16 protein-coding genes and 1 pseudogene are annotated in these 16,683 nt (G+C 72.7%); 4 read left to right on the top strand and 13 right to left on the bottom strand.

Annotated features, from left to right (window positions below; genetic code table 11):
• Window positions 1-27: 27 nt before the first annotated feature.
• Together ACZ303_RS15520 and ACZ303_RS15515 are read right to left on the bottom strand one after the other, a co-directional pair.
• Complete coding sequence (locus tag ACZ303_RS15520) at window positions 28-921, bottom strand: hypothetical protein (RefSeq protein ID WP_467339126.1); 894 nt, start codon at window positions 919-921, stop codon at window positions 28-30.
• Window positions 922-977: 56 nt separating this feature from the next.
• Entirely contained in the window at window positions 978-2,228 is a 1,251-nt protein-coding gene (locus ACZ303_RS15515) for a glycosyltransferase family 4 protein (protein ID WP_467339124.1), read from the bottom strand.
• 277 nt (window positions 2,229-2,505) lie between these two features.
• Between ACZ303_RS15515 and ACZ303_RS15510 the strand changes: the two genes are divergently transcribed.
• Window positions 2,506-3,327, top strand: coding sequence for a hypothetical protein (locus ACZ303_RS15510; RefSeq protein WP_467339122.1), 822 nt, complete (start codon window positions 2,506-2,508; stop codon window positions 3,325-3,327).
• A 146-nt stretch (window positions 3,328-3,473) separates the two neighbouring features.
• A complete protein-coding gene (locus tag ACZ303_RS15505; RefSeq protein WP_467339120.1) occupies window positions 3,474-3,797 on the top strand; it encodes a hypothetical protein in 324 nt (107 codons plus the stop codon).
• Between the two features lie 39 nt (window positions 3,798-3,836).
• Here ACZ303_RS15505 and der read toward each other — a convergent pair whose 3' ends face one another.
• From der to ACZ303_RS15485, 4 genes are all read right to left on the bottom strand, one after another.
• Window positions 3,837-5,297 (bottom strand): ribosome biogenesis GTPase Der, encoded by a 1,461-nt coding sequence (gene der / locus ACZ303_RS15500; protein WP_467339119.1) that lies wholly within the window; start codon window positions 5,295-5,297, stop codon window positions 3,837-3,839.
• Between the two features lie 61 nt (window positions 5,298-5,358).
• The gene (locus ACZ303_RS15495) at window positions 5,359-5,946 is read right to left on the bottom strand and encodes a lysophospholipid acyltransferase family protein (RefSeq protein ID WP_467339638.1); all 588 of its coding nucleotides are present in this window, start codon (window positions 5,944-5,946) and stop codon (window positions 5,359-5,361) included.
• Window positions 5,947-5,996: 50 nt separating this feature from the next.
• Entirely contained in the window at window positions 5,997-6,746 is a 750-nt protein-coding gene (cmk, locus tag ACZ303_RS15490; protein WP_467339118.1) for a (d)CMP kinase, read from the bottom strand.
• Between the two features lie 116 nt (window positions 6,747-6,862).
• The gene (locus ACZ303_RS15485) at window positions 6,863-7,948 is read right to left on the bottom strand and encodes a prephenate dehydrogenase (protein ID WP_467339116.1); all 1,086 of its coding nucleotides are present in this window, start codon (window positions 7,946-7,948) and stop codon (window positions 6,863-6,865) included.
• A 200-nt stretch (window positions 7,949-8,148) separates the two neighbouring features.
• On the opposite strand from ACZ303_RS15485, the gene ACZ303_RS15480 reads away from it, so the two are divergent.
• Together ACZ303_RS15480 and ACZ303_RS15475 are read left to right on the top strand one after the other, a co-directional pair.
• A complete protein-coding gene (locus ACZ303_RS15480; protein ID WP_467339114.1) occupies window positions 8,149-8,511 on the top strand; it encodes a DUF952 domain-containing protein in 363 nt (120 codons plus the stop codon).
• A gap of 70 nt (window positions 8,512-8,581) precedes the next feature.
• Window positions 8,582-9,298, top strand: a complete 717-nt coding sequence (locus ACZ303_RS15475; protein WP_467339112.1) for a nucleotidyltransferase domain-containing protein — start codon at window positions 8,582-8,584, stop codon at window positions 9,296-9,298.
• A gap of 223 nt (window positions 9,299-9,521) precedes the next feature.
• On the opposite strand, the gene ACZ303_RS15470 is transcribed toward ACZ303_RS15475, so the two are convergent.
• The 7 genes and pseudogenes from ACZ303_RS15470 to ald all read right to left on the bottom strand — a co-directional run bounded on the left by ACZ303_RS15470 (window position 9,522) and on the right by ald (window position 16,553).
• A complete protein-coding gene (locus ACZ303_RS15470) occupies window positions 9,522-10,310 on the bottom strand; it encodes a nucleotidyltransferase domain-containing protein (RefSeq protein ID WP_467339637.1) in 789 nt (262 codons plus the stop codon).
• Between the two features lie 66 nt (window positions 10,311-10,376).
• Window positions 10,377-11,678 (bottom strand): pseudouridine synthase, encoded by a 1,302-nt coding sequence (locus ACZ303_RS15465; RefSeq protein ID WP_467339111.1) that lies wholly within the window; start codon window positions 11,676-11,678, stop codon window positions 10,377-10,379.
• Window positions 11,678-12,346, bottom strand: a complete 669-nt coding sequence (scpB, locus tag ACZ303_RS15460) for an SMC-Scp complex subunit ScpB (RefSeq protein ID WP_467339109.1) — start codon at window positions 12,344-12,346, stop codon at window positions 11,678-11,680. Before scpB ends, ACZ303_RS15465 begins: the two co-directional genes overlap by 1 nt.
• A pseudogene (locus ACZ303_RS15455) lies at window positions 12,343-13,185 on the bottom strand (segregation and condensation protein A); the annotation flags it as partial. The pseudogene ACZ303_RS15455 and the gene scpB, both read right to left, overlap by 4 nt.
• 248 nt (window positions 13,186-13,433) lie before the next feature.
• Window positions 13,434-13,976 carry a hypothetical protein gene (locus ACZ303_RS15450; RefSeq protein WP_467339107.1) on the bottom strand — a complete coding sequence of 181 codons (543 nt, stop codon included), beginning with the start codon at window positions 13,974-13,976 and terminating at the stop codon, window positions 13,434-13,436.
• Window positions 13,961-15,106, bottom strand: coding sequence for a ParA family protein (locus ACZ303_RS15445; RefSeq protein ID WP_467339105.1), 1,146 nt, complete (start codon window positions 15,104-15,106; stop codon window positions 13,961-13,963). Before ACZ303_RS15445 ends, ACZ303_RS15450 begins: the two co-directional genes overlap by 16 nt.
• 331 nt (window positions 15,107-15,437) lie before the next feature.
• Window positions 15,438-16,553 (bottom strand): alanine dehydrogenase, encoded by a 1,116-nt coding sequence (gene ald, locus ACZ303_RS15440; protein WP_467339635.1) that lies wholly within the window; start codon window positions 16,551-16,553, stop codon window positions 15,438-15,440.
• Between the last annotated feature and the right edge of the window lie 130 nt (window positions 16,554-16,683).

Below are 16,683 nucleotides of genomic sequence, written 5' to 3'. Positions count from 1 at the left end.
TCCGATCTGCCCCGACCGCTCGCTGGATCAGTGCGCGACCGGCGGACGTTCGTCGACGCGGAGCGCGAGGTCGTTGTCGGCCGTGAAATACGGGCCGGCTTGCGCCGGCGCGTAGGGGGCGTCCACCGGCTGCGCCGGGTAGGTGAAGATCTGCTTCTTGTCGGCGATGTCGTCGAGGATGCGGGCGATACGGGCCGACTCGGAGCCGTCGGCGGTCCGCAGCCACAGGTCCCAGACGTCCAGGCCGCCCCGCCACTCCTCGACCAGGCCGTCGAAGGAGAGGGTGAAGGTGAAGTCCTGGCTGTCGGAACCGTCCCGCTCGTCCGGGGCGACGGGCGCCGTACGGACCACGGTGGCGTCGCGGCGCAGCCGGGCCTCGACGACGGCCCCGGCGAGCCAGGCGGCGGGGTCCGCCACGCGGTAGAGGCGGCCGTGGCCGGTCAGGCCGGACGGGCCGGGGAGGAGGTCGCCGGCCTCGGCGTGCGGGCCGCGCAGCCAGCTGCGCAGGGAGAGGTTGCCGTGCTTGGTGGCGTAGGGGATGCGGACGGCCAGCGGGGAGGTGCCGGGGCCGGGCCTGCGGTCGACCAGCGAGCGCAGGTCGGCGAGGCCGGGCACCAGGCGTCTGGGTTCGGCGTCGGCGGCGGCCACATAGACGTCCCAGCGGCCCTCGGGCAGGGCGACGGTGCTGGGCAGGACGGCGCGCAGCCGCCCGTCGCCGTTGGGGGCGAGCGGCAGACGGACCTCCTCGGCGTCCTCCCCCTCGGCCTCGCTCCCCCGGCGGCGCAGCACGAGCGCCGCCGTCCAGTCACCGGCGGTGTCGGGCAGGCCGGGTGCGTCGAGGTCGAAGGTGAGCCCGCCCGCGGAGTCCGCGATGCAGTCGGCGCTGGGGTCTCCCGCGCCGAAGAGGGGAGGGGCAGACACGGCGGTGGGCTCCTCGGAGGGATCGGGGGTTTCGGGGGTGTGAGGGGTGGGCGCCATCACGCGGCACCCGCCCTTCGCAGGGCGGAGCGGCTCTTGTCCGTCGTGCGGAAGGCGCTGGAGAGCAGGGCGCCGCGGGTGCGGTGCAGCGAGCCGCGCAGGCCGCCGCGCGAGACCAGGTCGGTGAAGAGCTCCTCGTAGCGCCCGGCGACCCGCTCGGGGTCGAAGCGGGCGGAGCTCTCCAGGGCGGCGCGGCCCATGCGGGCGCGCAGCTCGTCGTCGTTGATCAGCTTCAGCAGGCCGGCGGCGATGGCGTCGACCTTGCCGGTGGGCACCAGCAGCCCGTCGACACCGTTGTCGATGATCTCGCCGGGGCCGTGCGGGCAGTCGGTGGAGACCACGGGCAGGCCGCAGCGCATCGCCTCGACGATGGTCATGCCGAAGGACTCCAGGCTGGAGGTGACCGCGCCGACGGAGCCCTTGACCCACTCCGGGTCCAGGGGGTTGGCGGGGCCCATGAGGTAGACGTGGTTGTACAGGCCGCGCTTGTCGATCTGGGCGCGCAGCTTGGCGCGCTCGGCGCCGGCGCCGTAGATCCGCAGCCGCCAGTCGGGGCGCTCGGCCACGACCTTCTCGAAGGCGCGGATCAGCAGGTCGTAGCGCTTGGCGGGGGCGAGCCGGCCGGCGGCGATCACCCACTTGCCGGTGGAGTCCGCGGGGGCGAGGGAGGGGGCGGGGATGCTGTTGGGCACGGCCTCCACGCGCACTCCGGGCAGCCGCATCAGCTTGCGGTAGGTCGCGGCGTCGGCCTCGGTGACGGTGGTGACGGCGTCCAGGCGCGGATAGTGCGTGCGCAGGGTCAGCTTGAGCTGCGGGGAGTGGGTGGAGAGCGTCAGGTGCTCCTGGCCGACGCGGACGACACCGCGCCGGGCCTGCTGGGCGATGTGCACATTGAGGCCGGGGCGGGTGCCGACGACGACGTCGCTCTCCAGGCTCCGCAGGTGCTCGGCGATCCGCCGGTCGGTGAGGGCGCTGTACTGCTTGTAGCGGCCCTCGGTGCGCGGGAAGACCGAGGCGGGGCGCTCGTACTCCGGGTCGTCGCCCTCGTAGCCGGGTGTGCCCTTGCGCAGGTCGACCAGGTGGCGCAGCCGCACCTTCGGGCTCGGCGCGAAGACGGGCTCCTCGCGGTGCCGGAAGACGGAGACGATCTCCACGTCGTGGTGCTCGGCGAGCGTGCCCGCGAGGTTGTATGTCGTACGGATCGTGCCGCCGATGCCGTACGCGTTGTGAATCAGGAATGAGATGTGCATTCGTCCCCGTATGCAGCCGTTTCGCCGCGGACATTCCGTTGCAGCCCGCCTACCGGAAGATTAGACCGTGGCGAGGGCCCGGTGGTTGGCCCTGATCACCAACTCGTTCCGCAACAGATGGGGAATCGGTAGCGGACCGGGGAACTTTCCGCGATCACCTCCTTTCCGGTGCCGGGCGGACGCCGCGGGGGCGTGACCCCTGCCGTCGATCACCCGTTGTCTTCCATACGAGCCGGGAACCGCCCGGCGCACAACGCACCGAGTTCTAGGAGCCACCGTGCCGCGCATGCTCGACGTCAGCGACGACGTCCGCGCCGAGATCGGCGACGAAGAAGCCGAGCGACTGCTCGGCGGCGAGAACGCCCCGGGCAGTTACGACTGCACCTCCTGCCGTACCCCTGGCGACACCGAGCGGGAGCGCACCAGCACGGTGCTCTTCGTCGGCGAGGAGACGGCCGTGCTCGCCTTCGCGCACGCCGCCTGCATCCCCTCCCAGGTCGTTCCGGTCTCCGAGGAGCAGCTTCAGGGCGCCGTGCGGTCCATCACCGGTGAGGGCGGTCCGGGGCCGGCCGCGCCGGTCCAGGCGCCACCGCTGCCGGCGCCGATGCCGGCCGCCGACGGGCCGGTCCAGGCCGAGCTGGGGGTGACCAGCGGCCTGATCCTGGTCAACGACGAGCTGCACCCGGCGCTGGTCGTGGAGCCGCTCGGCCCGATCGCCCGGCCGGGCACCAACGGCCCCGTCGACGTCTTCCTGCCGCTCCTGATCGAGCAGGGCTTCGCGCCGGTCGCCTCCGTCGAGCAGGTGCCGCCGCCCACCCCGGGCTGGTCGGTCCTGCTGGCCATGGGCCAGCTGCACGCGATCCTCCAGCCGAGCGTCGGCGGGGGCTCGCCCAACGCGTGGTGGCAGGCCCATCAGGCGATGCAGGTGGCCGAGGAGTGGCGGTCGGCCGTCAACAAGACGCGGAAGGTGCTGGTCTTCGCCGCGCCGGTCGGCACGATCGGGCAGCAGCCGCGCGAGGACCTGCTGCGGGAGGCGCTGGACCGCGCCGCGTCCCGGGGGCAGCTGGTGGCCGCCTCGATGCCGCTCGCGGGCATGTGATCGGCCGCGCCGTGCCCCTCGTCCGCCATGTGCCGGCGGGCCATTCGCGTCCCGGGCCGCATCCCGCGGGCCATGGGCTCGTTGGCTCATATGTGCACTCATACGAGCCCGCCTCCCGGATCCCGTACCCGAATCACATCCCCGGTATGCGCCCATCCCGCGATGCCACCCCGCAGAGCCACCCCGCCTCGGTGACCCCGATCTACGATGCGCTCTACTCCGAGTACCGCCGCTTGTTCCGGGCCCTCCCCTTCGACCGCACGGGCGAGGAGGAGCTGAGCTTCGCGGGGTTCGGTTCGCAGCTGGCCGGCTACGGCTCGTACGGCGGACAGACGCATTTCGGCCAGCCCGGCCATCCGGGCCAGTCGGGGTACTCCGGCTGGGACACGCACTACGGGCGGCAGCGCGGCGGGCAGTTGCCCGCCGCGCTGCCGCCCGCTCCGCGTGACGGCCGCATGCGCGGCTTCTAGCGACGGCCCCGGGCGGTGACGCCCGGGGCCGCTCGCCCGCTACTTCTTCCGCGAACGCTTCTCGCGCACCCGCACCGAGATGTGGATCGGCGTTCCCTCGAAGCCGAACTCCTCGCGCAGGCGGCGCTCGACGAAGCGGCGGTAGCCCGCCTCGATGAAGCCGGAGGCGAAGAGCACGAACCGCGGGGGCTTGGTGCCCGCCTGGGTGCCGAAGAGGATGCGGGGCTGCTTGCCGCCGCGGATCGGGTGCGGGTGGGCGGCGACGAGCTCACCGAGGAAGGCGTTCAGCCGCCCGGTCGGTACGCGCGTCTCCCAGCCCGCCAGGGCCGTCTCGATCGCCGGGACGAGCCGCTCCATGTGCCGGCCGGTCCGCGCCGAGACATTGACCCGGGGCGCCCACGCGATCTGCTGGAGCTCGGTCTCGATCTCGCGCTCGAGGTAGTAGCGGCGCTCCTCGTCGAGGGTGTCCCACTTGTTCATCGCGAGGACGATGGCGCGGCCGGCCTCGACGGCCATGGTGATGATCCGCTGGTCCTGGACGCTGATGGACTCGCTCGCGTCGATGAGGATGACCGCGACCTCGGCCTTCTCCACGGCGGCGGCGGTGCGCAGGGAGGCGTAGTAGTCGGCGCCCTCCTGGAGGTGCACCCGGCGGCGGATACCGGCCGTGTCGACGAACTTCCAGGTCACGCCGCCGAGCTCGATCAGCTCGTCGACCGGGTCACGGGTGGTGCCGGCCAGCTCGTTGACGACGACCCGCTCCTCGCCCGCGACCTTGTTCAGCAGGGAGGACTTGCCGACGTTCGGGCGGCCGATCAGGGCGATGCGGCGCGGACCGCCGACGCCGGCGCCGAAGGTCTGGGCCGGGGCCTCCGGCAGCGCCTCCAGCACGGCGTCGAGCATGTCGCCCGTACCGCGGCCGTGCAGCGAGGAGACCGGGTGCGGCATGCCGAGGCCGAGCGACCACAGGGCGGCCGCGTCGGCCTCGCCGGACTGGCCGTCGACCTTGTTGGCGCAGAGCACGACGGGCTTGCCGGCCCGGCGCAGCAGCTTGACGACGGCCTCGTCGGTGTCGGTGGCGCCGACCGTGGAGTCGACGACGAAGACCACGGCGTCGGCGGCCTCGATGGCGTACTCGGCCTGGGCGGCGACGGAGGCGTCGAGGCCGAGGACGTCCTGCTCCCAGCCGCCGGTGTCGACGACCTTGAAGCGGCGGCCGGCCCACTCGGCCTCGTACGTGACGCGGTCGCGGGTGACGCCCGGCATGTCCTGGACGACAGCCTCGCGGCGGCCGATGATGCGGTTCACCAGCGTGGACTTGCCGACGTTCGGGCGGCCGACGACGGCGAGGACGGGCAGCGGGCCGTGCCCGGCCTCGCCCAGCGCGCCCTCGATCTCCTCGGCGTCGAAGCCTTCCTGCGCCGCGAGCTCCATGAACTCCGCGTACTCGGCGTCGCCAAGCTCACCGTGCTCGTCGCCGGAGTGGATCTGGTCGTTCATGAAGTCAGTTCCTCGTTCTTCGTCATCGGCGGACCCTTACGGCCCGCTACTCAAGTCTCGTTCAGCGGCCGGTGAAGCGCCTGGCATCCGCCAGGTGTGTGCTCAGCCGCTCCTGAATGCGTACGGTCGCCTCGTCCAGCGCCTTGCGGGTGCGGCGGCCGCTGCCGTCGCCCGCCTCGAAGGCGTCGCCGAAGACCACGTCGACACGGCTGCGCAGCGGGGGCAGCGCCCGTATCGCCCGGCTCCGGCGCTCGGCGCTGCCGAGCACCGCCACCGGTACGATCGGCGCCCCGGAGCGTACGGCGAAGTAGGCGAGCCCGGCGCGCAGCGACGCGAAGTCGCCCTCGCCCCGGGTGCCCTCGGGGAAGATCCCCAGCGCGCCGCCGGCGGCCAGCACGTCCAGCGCGCCGGTGATCGCGGTGCGGTCGGTGGTGCTCCGGTCGACCTTCAGCTGGCCGATCCCCCGCAGGAACGGGTCCAGCGGGCCGACGAACGCCTCTTTTTTGATCAGGAAGTGCACCGGCCGGGGCGCGGTGCCCATCAGCATGGGGCCGTCGAGGTTGTGGGAGTGGTTGACGGCCATGATGACGGGCCCCGTGGCGGGCACCCGCCAGGCGCCCAGCACACGCGGCTTCCACAGCCCGTACATCAGGCCGATGCCGATCCGCCGGCCGACGGCGGCACCGGATGCGGACGCGCTCACGCCGACCGCGTCTCCTCGATCGCCGTGCGCTTCTCCTCGATCAGGGTCACCACGCACTCGATGACCTGGTCCAGGGTCAGCTCGGTGGTGTCCACCTCGACCGCGTCGGCCGCCTTGGCCAGCGGCGAGGTCTTGCGGCCCGAGTCGGCGGCGTCCCGCTTGATCAGCGCGGCCTGGGTGGCGGCCAGGTCGATGGCCTCCTTGCCCTTGAGCTCGCCGCTGCGGCGGGCGGCGCGGGCCTCGGCCGACGCGGTCAGGAAGATCTTGACGTCGGCGTCCGGGAGCACCGTGGTGCCGATGTCGCGGCCCTCGACGACGATGCCGAGCGGGGCCTCCGCGGCGATGGCGCGCTGGAGCTCGGTCAGCCGGGTCCGCACCTCGGGCACCGCGCTGACGGCGCTGACCGCGGAGGTGACCTCCTGGGTACGGATGGGCGCCGCGGCGTCGGCGCCGTCGACCGAGATCGTCGGCGCGGACGGGTCCGTGCCGGAGACGATCTCGGGCTTGCCGGCGGCGTCGGCCACGGCGTCGGCGTCATCGACGTCGATGCCGTTGCTCAGCATCCACCAGGTGATCGCCCGGTACTGCGCCCCGGTGTCCAGGTAGCGCAGTCCGAGCTTGGCGGCCACGGCCTTGGAGGTGCTGGACTTGCCGGTGCCCGAAGGCCCGTCGATGCCCACGACGACCGCTGCCGGTACCTTCCGGGTGGCGGTTGCGGCATTGGCGGCGTTGGCGGCACTGTCCACGGTGTCAGACACCTTCCTTGCGCGTGGCGGGGAGATTTTCGGCGGCACGGTCCCTGTCGGGCCCCTGTCCGGCCTCAGACAAGGTTACTGGCTCACCACCGGTCCTTACGCCGGGCCTACTGCCGGATCGACCAGCCCCGCTCCCGCAGGGTCGTGACCAGGCCCGGCACGGCCGCCGGCTCGATCATCAGCTGGATCAGGCCCGCCTGCTGGCCGGTGGCGTGCTCGATGCGCACGTCCTCGATGTTGACGCCGGCCCGGCCGGCGTCGGCGAAGATCCGCGCCAGCTCGCCCGGCTGGTCGCCGATCATGACGGTCACCGTCTCGTAGACCGCCGGGGCCGCGCCGTGCTTGCCCGGCACCCGGGTCCGGCCGGCGTTGCCGCGGCGCAGGACGTCCTCGATGCCGGTGGCGCCCTCCTCGCGCTTGTCGTCGTCGCCGGAGTCCAGGGCGCGCAGCGCCCGTACCGTCTCGTCGAGGTCGGCGGCGACGGCGGAGAGGACGTCGGCGACGGGTCCGGGGTTGGCGGAGAGGATGTCGATCCACATCCGGGGGTCGGAGGCGGCGATGCGGGTCACATCGCGGATGCCCTGGCCGCACAGCCGTACGGCCGTCTCGTCCGCGTCCCGGAGGCGGGCGGCCACCATGCTGGAGACCAGCTGCGGGGTGTGCGAGACGAGGGCGACGGCCCGGTCGTGGGCGTCGGCGTCCATGACGACGGGCACGGCACGGCACAGGGCGACCAGTTCGAGCGCGAGGTTGAGGACCTCGGTGTCGGTGTCGCGGGTGGGGGTGAGCACCCAGGGGCGGCCCTCGAAGAGGTCGGCGCCGGCCGCCAGCGGCCCGGAGCGCTCCCGGCCGGCCATGGGGTGCGTACCGAGGTAGGCGGTGAGGTCGCAGCCGAGCGCCTCCAGCTCGCGGCGCGGGCCGCCCTTGACGCTGGCGACGTCGAGGTAGCCGCGGGCGAGGCCGCCGCGGATGGCCTCGGCGAGGGTGGTCGCGACATGCGCGGGCGGCACGGCCACGATGGCGAGGTCGACGGGGCCCTCGGGGGCTTGGTCGGTGCCGGCGCCGAGAGCGGCGGCCGTGCGGGCCTGCGCGGGGTCGTGGTCCATGAGGTGGACGTGGACGCCGCGGCCGGCGAGGGCGAGCGCGGCCGAGGTGCCGATCAGTCCGGTACCGATGACGAGGGCGGTTCTCACTGGCGATGTCCTTGCGAGGGGCGGCCGCGGCGCCGGGATGATCATGACGGGACGGACGGGCGTACGGTTCGGCGACGCGGCCGCGGACCGCACCGCCGTGCGTGCCGGTCCAGCCTAGCCAGCCCGTCCGCCGGCCGTTCCGGCCGGTTCGCCGCCGCCCCTGCGGGACTGGCGGCCCCGCGTCCGGTACAACCGTGCACATGATCTACCACGTGGTGCCCCTGGACGACTGGCTGGCCGTGCCCGACCGCCCGTACTCCCCCGCCTCCCTCTCCGACGAGGGCTTCGTGCACTGCTCGCCCGACGAGGAGACCACGCTCGCGGTGGCGAGCGCCTTCTACCGCGGGACGCCCGGCCCGCTGATGGTGCTGCTGATCGACGAGCACAAGCTGGACGTCATGGTCCGGTGGGAGGCGGCCGCGCCGGAGCCACCGCCGGGCGTCGCTCCGGGGACGCTGTTCCCGCACGTGTTCGGGCGGATCAACCGGGACGCGGTCGAGGGGATGATGGAGGTCCAGCGCGACGAGGAGGGCCGTGCGACGGGCCTGGCCGTCTGGTCCTGAGGCCGGCGGCGCCACGGGCCCCGGCGAATCCGGGTGACGTGACCGCCCCCGGGCGGTCACAATCACCCCCATGCACGCCGTCCCCGTCGCCTCCGGCACCTCCGCGTCCCCCGGTCACACCCTGGTGACCGAGCACACGGTCTACTCCTGTGTGATGGGCTCGCGCGCCTTCGGGCTGGCCACGGAGGAGAGCGACACCGACCGCCGGGGCGTCTACGTCGCGCCCACGCCGCTGTTCTGGGGGTTCGCCAAGCCGCCCACGCATGTCGACGGGCCGGGCGAGGAGCGGTTCTCCTGGGAGCTGGAGCGGTTCTGCGAACTGGCCCTGCGGGCCAACCCCAACGTCCTGGAGTGCCTGCACTCCCCCCTCGTCGAGCGCCTCGACGCCACCGGCGAGGAACTGCTCGACCTGCGCGGGGCGTTCCTCTCCCGCCTCGTCCACCAGTCCTTCGCCGGATACGCCACAGGGCAGCGCAGGAAGCTCGACGCGGACCTGCGCACCCACGGCGCCCCGCGCTGGAAGCACGCCATGCACCTGCTGCGGCTGCTGATCAGCGGTCGCGACCTGCTGCGTACGGGCGGGCTCGTCCTCGACGTGGGCGACCGGCGCGAGCGCCTGCTGGCCGTCAAGCGCGGCGAGGTGCCCTGGGCCGAGGTCGAGTCCTGGATGGGGAGGCTGTGGGAGGAGACCGAGGCGGCGGCCGCGGGTACCCCGCTGCCCGCGGAACCGGATCGCGCCCGGGTCGAGGACTTCCTCGTCCGGGTGCGGCGTGCCTCGGCCGGCTAGGGGTGTCCGGCGGGTCATGTGAGCGGGCGGGCGGCTGCGGGCCGTGTCGTGCGCACCACCGCTGCGAGGCGGTGTCCTCGAACGCCGGACGGGCTGACATCGGCTGAGCTCAGCCCGATCAAGCCCGTCCGGCGCTTGAGGACGCGCCCGCAGGGCGCCCGCCGCCGCAGGCGGCAAAGCCGGCCCGCAGGCCGAAGCCCCGGACACGGCCGAGCCGCCCGGCTCAGCCCGCGGCCCTCGCCCGTACGACCAAGTCGTGCAGGGCATCGTGGGCACACGAGGATGCGCTCTCCGGCAGCCGGGACGCCTCCTGTGCCGCGTCGAGCTCGGCGTGCAGCGCCTCGATGTCGGCCCGCAGCCGGGCGTCGTCCACCACGCCGTGGGCCTCGCCGTGCTCGGCCTCCGCCTTCGCCTCGATCAGCTCGGTGGCGTAGCCGGGCGCGGGCACCAGGGACAGCAGGGTCGGCAGGTGGGCCTGGATCTCGCCGCTGCGCATGAGGTGGATGCCGGTGAGCAGCACGCGCAGGGTGTAGAGCAGCGGCTTCAGCTCGCGCTGTTTCTCGAACAGGCGCCACTGGGTGGCGGCGAAACCGCGGTAGTGGTGGGCGTGGTTGCGGGTCAGCACGCCGGGCGCCAGGGCGATCAGCTCTGCGTGGGTGTCGCCGGTGCGGACCACCAGCGGCGAGAGCAGCTGCTCCAGGACGTAGCCGTTGCGGCGCAGCATCATCCGCGCGAACTTCCGCAGGTCGTGCGTGACGAGGTCCATCTCGACGCCGTCGCGCGGCCCCGTCAGGGACTGGGTCTCCTCCCCTTCCCGGAGCCCGATCAGATCGTCCAGCGGCAGCAGGTGGGCACCGCGCAGGTCCACGTCCGAGTCGCGGGAGGGGAAGCCGTACAGATGGGCGCCGGAAACGGTCGCGAAGACCAGCGGGTGCCCCTGCTCGGCGAGCACGGGCGACAGGTCCTCCGTCGGCAGTCCGGCGTCCCGCAGCCGGGCCGCTCGTATCTCCATGTCTGTCATGGATCAAGCATTTCAGCTGCGGGTACGCCGGGTCGCGGGGATTTGGAGATCGACGGTTTAGAGATCGACCTCGCGCATCAGCATGCCGACCTCGGTGTTGGTCAGGCGGCGCAGCCAGCCGGACTTCTGGTCGCCCAGGGGGATGGGTCCGAAGCTGGTGCGGACCAGCTTCTCGACCGGGAAGCCGGCCTCGGCGAGCATGCGGCGCACGATGTGCTTGCGGCCCTCGTGGAGGGTGACCTCGACCAGGTAGTTCTTGCCGGTCTGCTGGATGACGCGGAAGTTGTCCGCGCGGGCCCAGCCGTCCTCCAGCTCGATGCCGCTCTTGAGCTGCTTGCCGATGTCGCGCGGCAGCGGGCCCGTGATGGCCGCCAGGTACGTCTTCTTGACGCCGTACTTGGGGTGGGTGAGGCGGTGGGCCAGCTCACCGTGGTTGGTGAGCAGGATGATGCCCTCGGTCTCCGTGTCGAGACGGCCGACGTGGAAGAGCCGGGTCTCGCGGTTGGTGACGTAGTCGCCGAGGCACTGGCGGCCGTCGGGGTCCTCCATGGTGGAGACGACACCGGCCGGCTTGTTGAGCGCGAAGAAGAGGTACGACTGGGTGGCGACCGTCAGGCCGTCGACCTTGATCTCGTCCTTCTCCGGGTCCACGCGCATGCCCTGCTCGGTGACGATCTCGCCGTTGACCTCGACGCGGGACATCTCGATCAGCTCTTCGCAGGCGCGCCGCGAGCCCATGCCGGCCCGGGCCAGCACCTTCTGCAGGCGCTCACCCTCCTGCTCGGCGCCGGGGAAGGTCTTGGGGGTCTTCACCTGCGGCTTGTTGTGCCGCTCGCGGTTGCGCTCCTCGATCTTGGCGTCGAGCTCGCGCGGGCGGGACGGGACGGACCCGTGGCCGCGCGCGGGGCCGCTGGTCCGGCCGCCGGAGCCGGCCGTGGGGCTCTTGCGGGGGCCGCCCTTGGCGCCGCCGCGGGCCGTCGCGCCACGGGCGCCGCGGTTCTCGGGGGCGTCGTTGCCGACGTCGTAACGGCGCTCCTCCGGGCGGGGGCGGCGCGGACGCTGCTCCTGCTGCTTGTCGTCGCGCCGGGCTCCGGAGCGGTCGCTGTCGTAGCGGCCGCCCTCGGAACGGCCGCCGCCGGAGCGCCCGCCGTCGGAGCGGCCGGCGCCGGGGCGCCCGCCGCCGTAACCGCCGCCGCTGCCCCCGGAGCGTCCACCGCCGGAGCGGCCGCCCTCGGGGCGCCCGCCGCCGGAGCGGCCGCCGCCGGCGCGCCCGCCCCCGGACGAGGGCCGGGGAGACCCTGCTCGCCCGCCCCGCTCGTCCCGGTTGCCGCTTCCGCTGTTCCTGCCGCTGCTTCGCATCAAAATTCCGTCTTGTCGTCTGCGTCGGTGTCCGGTGCGTCCGGATCGAACGACGGCACACCTTCTTGAGTGTCGCCCTCGATCGCTTCCGCCTCGGGGAGGAAGGGCGCCAGCTCCGGGAGCTCGTCCAAGCCGCGCAGGCCCATTCGCTCCAGAAAGTAATTCGTCGTCCTGTACAGGATCGCACCTGTTTCGGGTTCCGTCCCCGTCTCCTCCACCAGACCGCGCTGGAGGAGGGTGCGCATGACGCCGTCGCAGTTCACCCCGCGTACGGCGGAGACCCGCGAACGGCTGACCGGCTGACGGTACGCGACGACGGCCAGGGTCTCCAGCGCGGCCTGGGTCAGCCGGGCCTGCCGGCCGTCCAGGACGAAGCTCTCGACGGCGTCGGCGTACTCCGGGCGGGTGGCGAAGCGCCAGCCGCCGGCGACGTCGCGCAGCTCGAAGCCGCGGCCCTGGGCGGTGTACTCCTCGGCCAGCTCGCGCAGCGCCTCCGCGACCTCGCGGCGGGGCCGCTGGAGGACGCGGGCGAGGTATTCCTCGGCCGCGGGCTCGTCGACGACCATGAGGACGGCCTCCAGGGCGGGCTTGAGGGCGAGCCCGGTCACGTCCCGCAGCCCGGCGGGCGGGGCGACCGTGCCCTCGTCGGCCATGTCCACGTCGCTCATGCGGTCTCCTGGGTCGTCTCTCGGGCCCCGCCGGTCTCGTCGGGCGGTGCCGTCTCGCGGTCGAACTCGTCGGTCACCACCGGCCGGGCGTCCTCCGCGCCGGTCCAGCGGACCGTCAGCTCGCCCAGCGCCCGCTCCTGGTCCAGGGCGACCGCGCGCTCGCGGTAGAGCTCCAGCAGGGCCAGGAAGCGCGCCACGACGGTCAGGGTGTCGGGGGCGTCCCGGGCGAGCTCGGCGAAGGTGGCCTGCCCGGCCTCGCGCAGCACGGCCACCACGACCTCGGCCTGTTCCTGGACGCTGACCAGCGGGGCGTGGATGTGCTCGGTGTACACCTCGGGCTCGGCCCGGGGCCGCATCGCCTTGACGGCCAGCTCCGCGAGGCCGCGCGGGCCTATGCCGAGGACGACCTCGGGCAGCAGCTCGGCGTGGTGGGGCTCCAGGCCGACGGTGCGCGGGTGCCTGCGCTCCTCGGCCGCCAGCCGCTCGCCGAAGATGTCCGCGATCTTCTTGTAGGCGCGGTACTGGAGGAGCCGCGCGAAGAGCAGGTCCCGGGCCTCCAGCAGGGCGAGGTCCGCCTCGTCCTCGACCTCGGCGGCGGGCAGCAGCCGTGCCGTCTTGAGGTCCAGGAGGGTGGCCGCGACGACGAGGAACTCGGTGGCCTGGTCGAGGTCCCAGTCGGCGCCCATGGCGCGGATGTGCGCCATGAACTCGTCGGTGACCTTCGACAGGGCGACCTCGGTGACGTCCAGCTTGTGCCGGGAGATCAGCTGGAGCAGCAGATCGAAGGGGCCCTCGAAGTTGTCGAGCCGGACGGTGAACCTGCCGTCGCCCTCCGCCGGGCCCGCGCCGCCGCCCTCGCCGTCGGCGGGCGGCCGCCCGCCGGGGCCGTGGCCGAGGGATCGGCGGGCGGCCTGCGGGGCGGTGGCTGCGGGCGTGACGGGCATCAGTGTCGGTCGCTGTCCATGGTGCGGGGCGTTACGGACGGGCCGCTGCGGGCGCGCGGCCCCCTCGCGGGCCCGTGCGGGCCGCTGGGAACCCGCCGGGCTCTCGTCCGTGTCTGGAGGTGGCAGGCTACCGGCGAAGCCGCTCAGCGGCCGCGCAGGCGCCTCACGAGGATGCTCGCGTCGCCGCGCGACTCCAGGTCCGCGAGGACCACCGCGACGGCTTCGCGCACGATGCGGCCGCGGTCGACCGCGAGGCCGTGCTCGCCGCGCAGCACCAGCCGGGCGTGTTCGAGGTCCATGAGCTCCTCGGCGGAGACATAGACGGTGATCTTCTCGTCGTGGCGCTCCCGGCCGCTGGGCCGGCGGTTGGCGGCGCGGCCGCGGCGGCGACCCTGGGCGGGGGCGGCGGGCTCGACCCGGCCGGTCGTGGGGCGGTCCTGCGCCGCGGCGGCGGGGCGCCGCTCACCGGCGGGCTCCCCGGTGCCGGCTCCGCCGCGGCCGCCGTGCTCCGCCTGGCCCGCCCCGGCGCCGTTCTCCGGGGTGGAGTCGGACTCGCCGGCCGGGCCGGGCACCCGCGGGGCCGCGTCGCCGTTCGCCTGCCGGCGGGGGGAGGAGGGCTGGAGCCCGGTCCCCCCGGTGGTGCGGAACAGTTCGTCGGCGCCGGGCAGACTCACTCGGCGTGACACCGGGCGAGCACCTCCCTGGCGAGCTGACGATAGGCGGCGGCGCCGACGGAGTTGGAGGCGTACGTGGTGATGGGCTCGCCCGCGACCGTGGTCTCGGGGAAGCGGACCGTACGGCCGATGACCGTGTGGTAGACGTGGTCGTCGAACGCCTCGACCACGCGCGCGAGGACCTCACGGCTGTGCACGGTCCGCGAGTCGTACATCGTGGCGAGGATGCCGTCGAGCTCCAGCTCGGGGTTGAGCCGCTCCTGGACCTTCTCGATCGTCTCGGTCAGCAGGGCCACACCGCGCAGCGCGAAGAACTCGCATTCCAGCGGCACGATCACCTTGTGAGCGGCCGTCAGGGCGTTGACGGTGAGCAGGCCGAGCGAGGGCTGGCAGTCGATGACGATGTAGTCGTAGTCCGCCAGCAGCGGCTTGAGGGCGCGCTGGAGCGTCGACTCGCGCGCGACCTCGCTGACGAGCTGGACCTCGGCCGCTGACAAATCGATATTGCTGGGCAGCAGGTCCATGTTGGGCACGGCGGTCTTCAGGAGGACCTCGTCGGCCGACATGCCCCGCTCCATGAGCAGGTTGTAGACCGTCAGGTCGAGCTCCATCGGATTGACGCCGAGGCCGACGGAGAGCGCGCCCTGCGGGTCGAAGTCGACGAGCAGCACCCGGCGGCCGTACTCCGCGAGCGCGGCACCCAGGTTGATGGTCGAGGTGGTCTTGCCGACCCCGCCCTTCTGGTTGCACATCGCGATGATTTTCGCGGGGCCGTGGTCGGTCAGCGGTCCGGGGATGGGGAAGTACGGCAGCGGACGCCCGGTCGGGCCGATGCGCTCGCGGCGCTGCCGGGCAGCGTCGGGCGCGAGAGTGGCCGCGTACTCGGGGTCGGGCTCGTACTCCGCGTCAGGGTCGTAGAAGTGCCCCTCGGGCACGTCCTCGTAGTCGGCGAGCCGGGCGGAATCCGCTCCGCCGCGGTCGCCGGCCATGGCGTTCACGTGATGGCCGTCCATGCTCTGGTGGGCTGTCGGTGTGCTCTGTGCTCTCTGCGTGCTCTGGATGCTCTGGTGTGCCGCGAAGGTGTGGACAGCGACGGAGCCGACAGCTTGGAGTCCCACGGGACTCTGGCCCTGCGCGGACATTCCTGGGTGACCACCCCCGGGAGCAAATGTCGACTCATTCACAAGTCGTCCTACCTCCTTGGTGACCAGGAAACATCTAGATAGGTCAGCGTTGCACCATGCCGACGGTTGGCGACTCTATGGCGTGTCGGCGGTCCGCAGCAACACAATCCGCCGGAGACGGCACGATGTGTCGGCAATCGAACACCCTTCTGTCAAGGGTGTACGACCTACAACCCGGAAGTTTCGCGGGGCCCGGTTTCGACTGCGAAACCCGCCCGAAACGGACCGGCCGGGCCTTGCTCAGCAAGGCCCGGCCGGGTGTGCGTTCTTGGCGTGTTGTGTTGACGACTCAGCCGAGGAGGTCGCTCAGTTCGACGTGCGGCAGGCCGTGCGCCTCGGCGACGGGGCCGTAAACGACCTGTCCCTCGTGGGTGTTGAGACCCTTGGCGAGCGCGGCGTCGCGGCGCAGCGCGTCCTGCCAGCCGCGGTTGGCCAGCTCCACGATGTAGGGCAGCGTGGCGTTGGTCAGCGCGTAGGTGGAGGTGTTCGGCACCGCGCCCGGCATGTTCGCGACGCAGTAGAAGACCGAGTCGTGGACCTGGAAGGTCGGGTCCGCGTGGGTGGTCGGCTTGGAGTCCTCGAAGCAGCCGCCCTGGTCGATCGCAATGTCGACAAGTACACTTCCGGGCTTCATCTTGGCGACGAGCTCGTTGGTGACCAGCTTGGGGGCCTTGGCGCCCGGGATGAGGACGGCGCCGATGACCAGGTCGGCCTCGACGACGGCCTTCTCCAGCTCGTAGGCGTTGGAGACGATCGTCTGCACCTTGGTGCCGAAGACCTTGTCGGCCTCGCGGAGCTTGTTGATGTCACGGTCGAGCAGGGTCACGTGGAAGCCCATGCCGACGGCGATCTGCGCGGCGTTCCAGCCGGAGACGCCACCGCCGATGACGACGGCCTTGCCGGCCGCGGTGCCCGGGACGCCGCCCGGCAGGACGCCGCGGCCACCGGCCGAGCGCATCAGGTGGTAGGCGCCGACCTGCGGGGCCAGCCGGCCCGCGACCTCGGACATCGGGGCGAGCAGCGGCAGCGCGCGGTTGGCGAGCTCCACGGTCTCGTACGCGATGGCGGTGGTGCCCGACTCCAGCAGCGCGTCGGTGCACTCGCGGGAGGCGGCGAGGTGCAGGTAGGTGAAGAGCGTCTGGCCCTTGCGGAGGCGGCCGTACTCCTCGGCGATCGGCTCCTTGACCTTCAGCAGCAGGTCGGCGGTCTCCCAGACCTCGTCGGCCGTCTCCAGGATGTTCGCACCCGCGGCCGTGTACTCGGCGTCCGTGATGGAGGAGCCGACACCGGCGTCCTTCTGCACGAAGACCTGGTGGCCGTTGCGCACGAGCTCATGCACGCCGGCGGGCGTGATGGCCACGCGGAACTCGTTGTTCTTGACCTCGCTGGGGATGCCGACCTTCACGTCGATCACGGTCCTTGAATCAGAGAATGACAGGCTAATCCGGAAATGCCGGGGCACACCAGAGCAGACCGCGGCGATCGCGGCCTAACCAGTCTAATGAAGGATCTCGCGCTGTCTAGCCTTGCAAAGC

Source organism: Streptomyces sp. NPDC023527 (assembly GCF_055560115.1).
The sequence above is the reverse complement of the archived record's forward strand: the minus strand, read 5'-3'. Positions and strand labels throughout refer to the sequence as shown.

What these genes read in the sequence shown, in the direction of transcription:
- ACZ303_RS15470 (WP_467339637.1), bottom strand. Translation starts at nt 10,310, where the DNA reads ATGGAGATACGAGCGGCCCGGCTGCGGGACGCCGGACTGCCGACGGAG.
- ACZ303_RS15475 (WP_467339112.1), top strand. Translation starts at nt 8,582, where the DNA reads ATGCACGCCGTCCCCGTCGCCTCCGGCACCTCCGCGTCCCCCGGTCAC.
- der (WP_467339119.1), bottom strand. Translation starts at nt 5,297, where the DNA reads ATGAACGACCAGATCCACTCCGGCGACGAGCACGGTGAGCTTGGCGAC.
- ACZ303_RS15515 (WP_467339124.1), bottom strand. Translation starts at nt 2,228, where the DNA reads ATGCACATCTCATTCCTGATTCACAACGCGTACGGCATCGGCGGCACG.
- scpB (WP_467339109.1), bottom strand. Translation starts at nt 12,346, where the DNA reads ATGAGCGACGTGGACATGGCCGACGAGGGCACGGTCGCCCCGCCCGCC.
- ACZ303_RS15495 (WP_467339638.1), bottom strand. Translation starts at nt 5,946, where the DNA reads ATGTACGGGCTGTGGAAGCCGCGTGTGCTGGGCGCCTGGCGGGTGCCC.
- ACZ303_RS15480 (WP_467339114.1), top strand. Translation starts at nt 8,149, where the DNA reads ATGATCTACCACGTGGTGCCCCTGGACGACTGGCTGGCCGTGCCCGAC.
- ACZ303_RS15465 (WP_467339111.1), bottom strand. Translation starts at nt 11,678, where the DNA reads ATGCGAAGCAGCGGCAGGAACAGCGGAAGCGGCAACCGGGACGAGCGG.
- ACZ303_RS15445 (WP_467339105.1), bottom strand. Translation starts at nt 15,106, where the DNA reads ATGTCCGCGCAGGGCCAGAGTCCCGTGGGACTCCAAGCTGTCGGCTCC.
- ACZ303_RS15505 (WP_467339120.1), top strand. Translation starts at nt 3,474, where the DNA reads ATGCGCCCATCCCGCGATGCCACCCCGCAGAGCCACCCCGCCTCGGTG.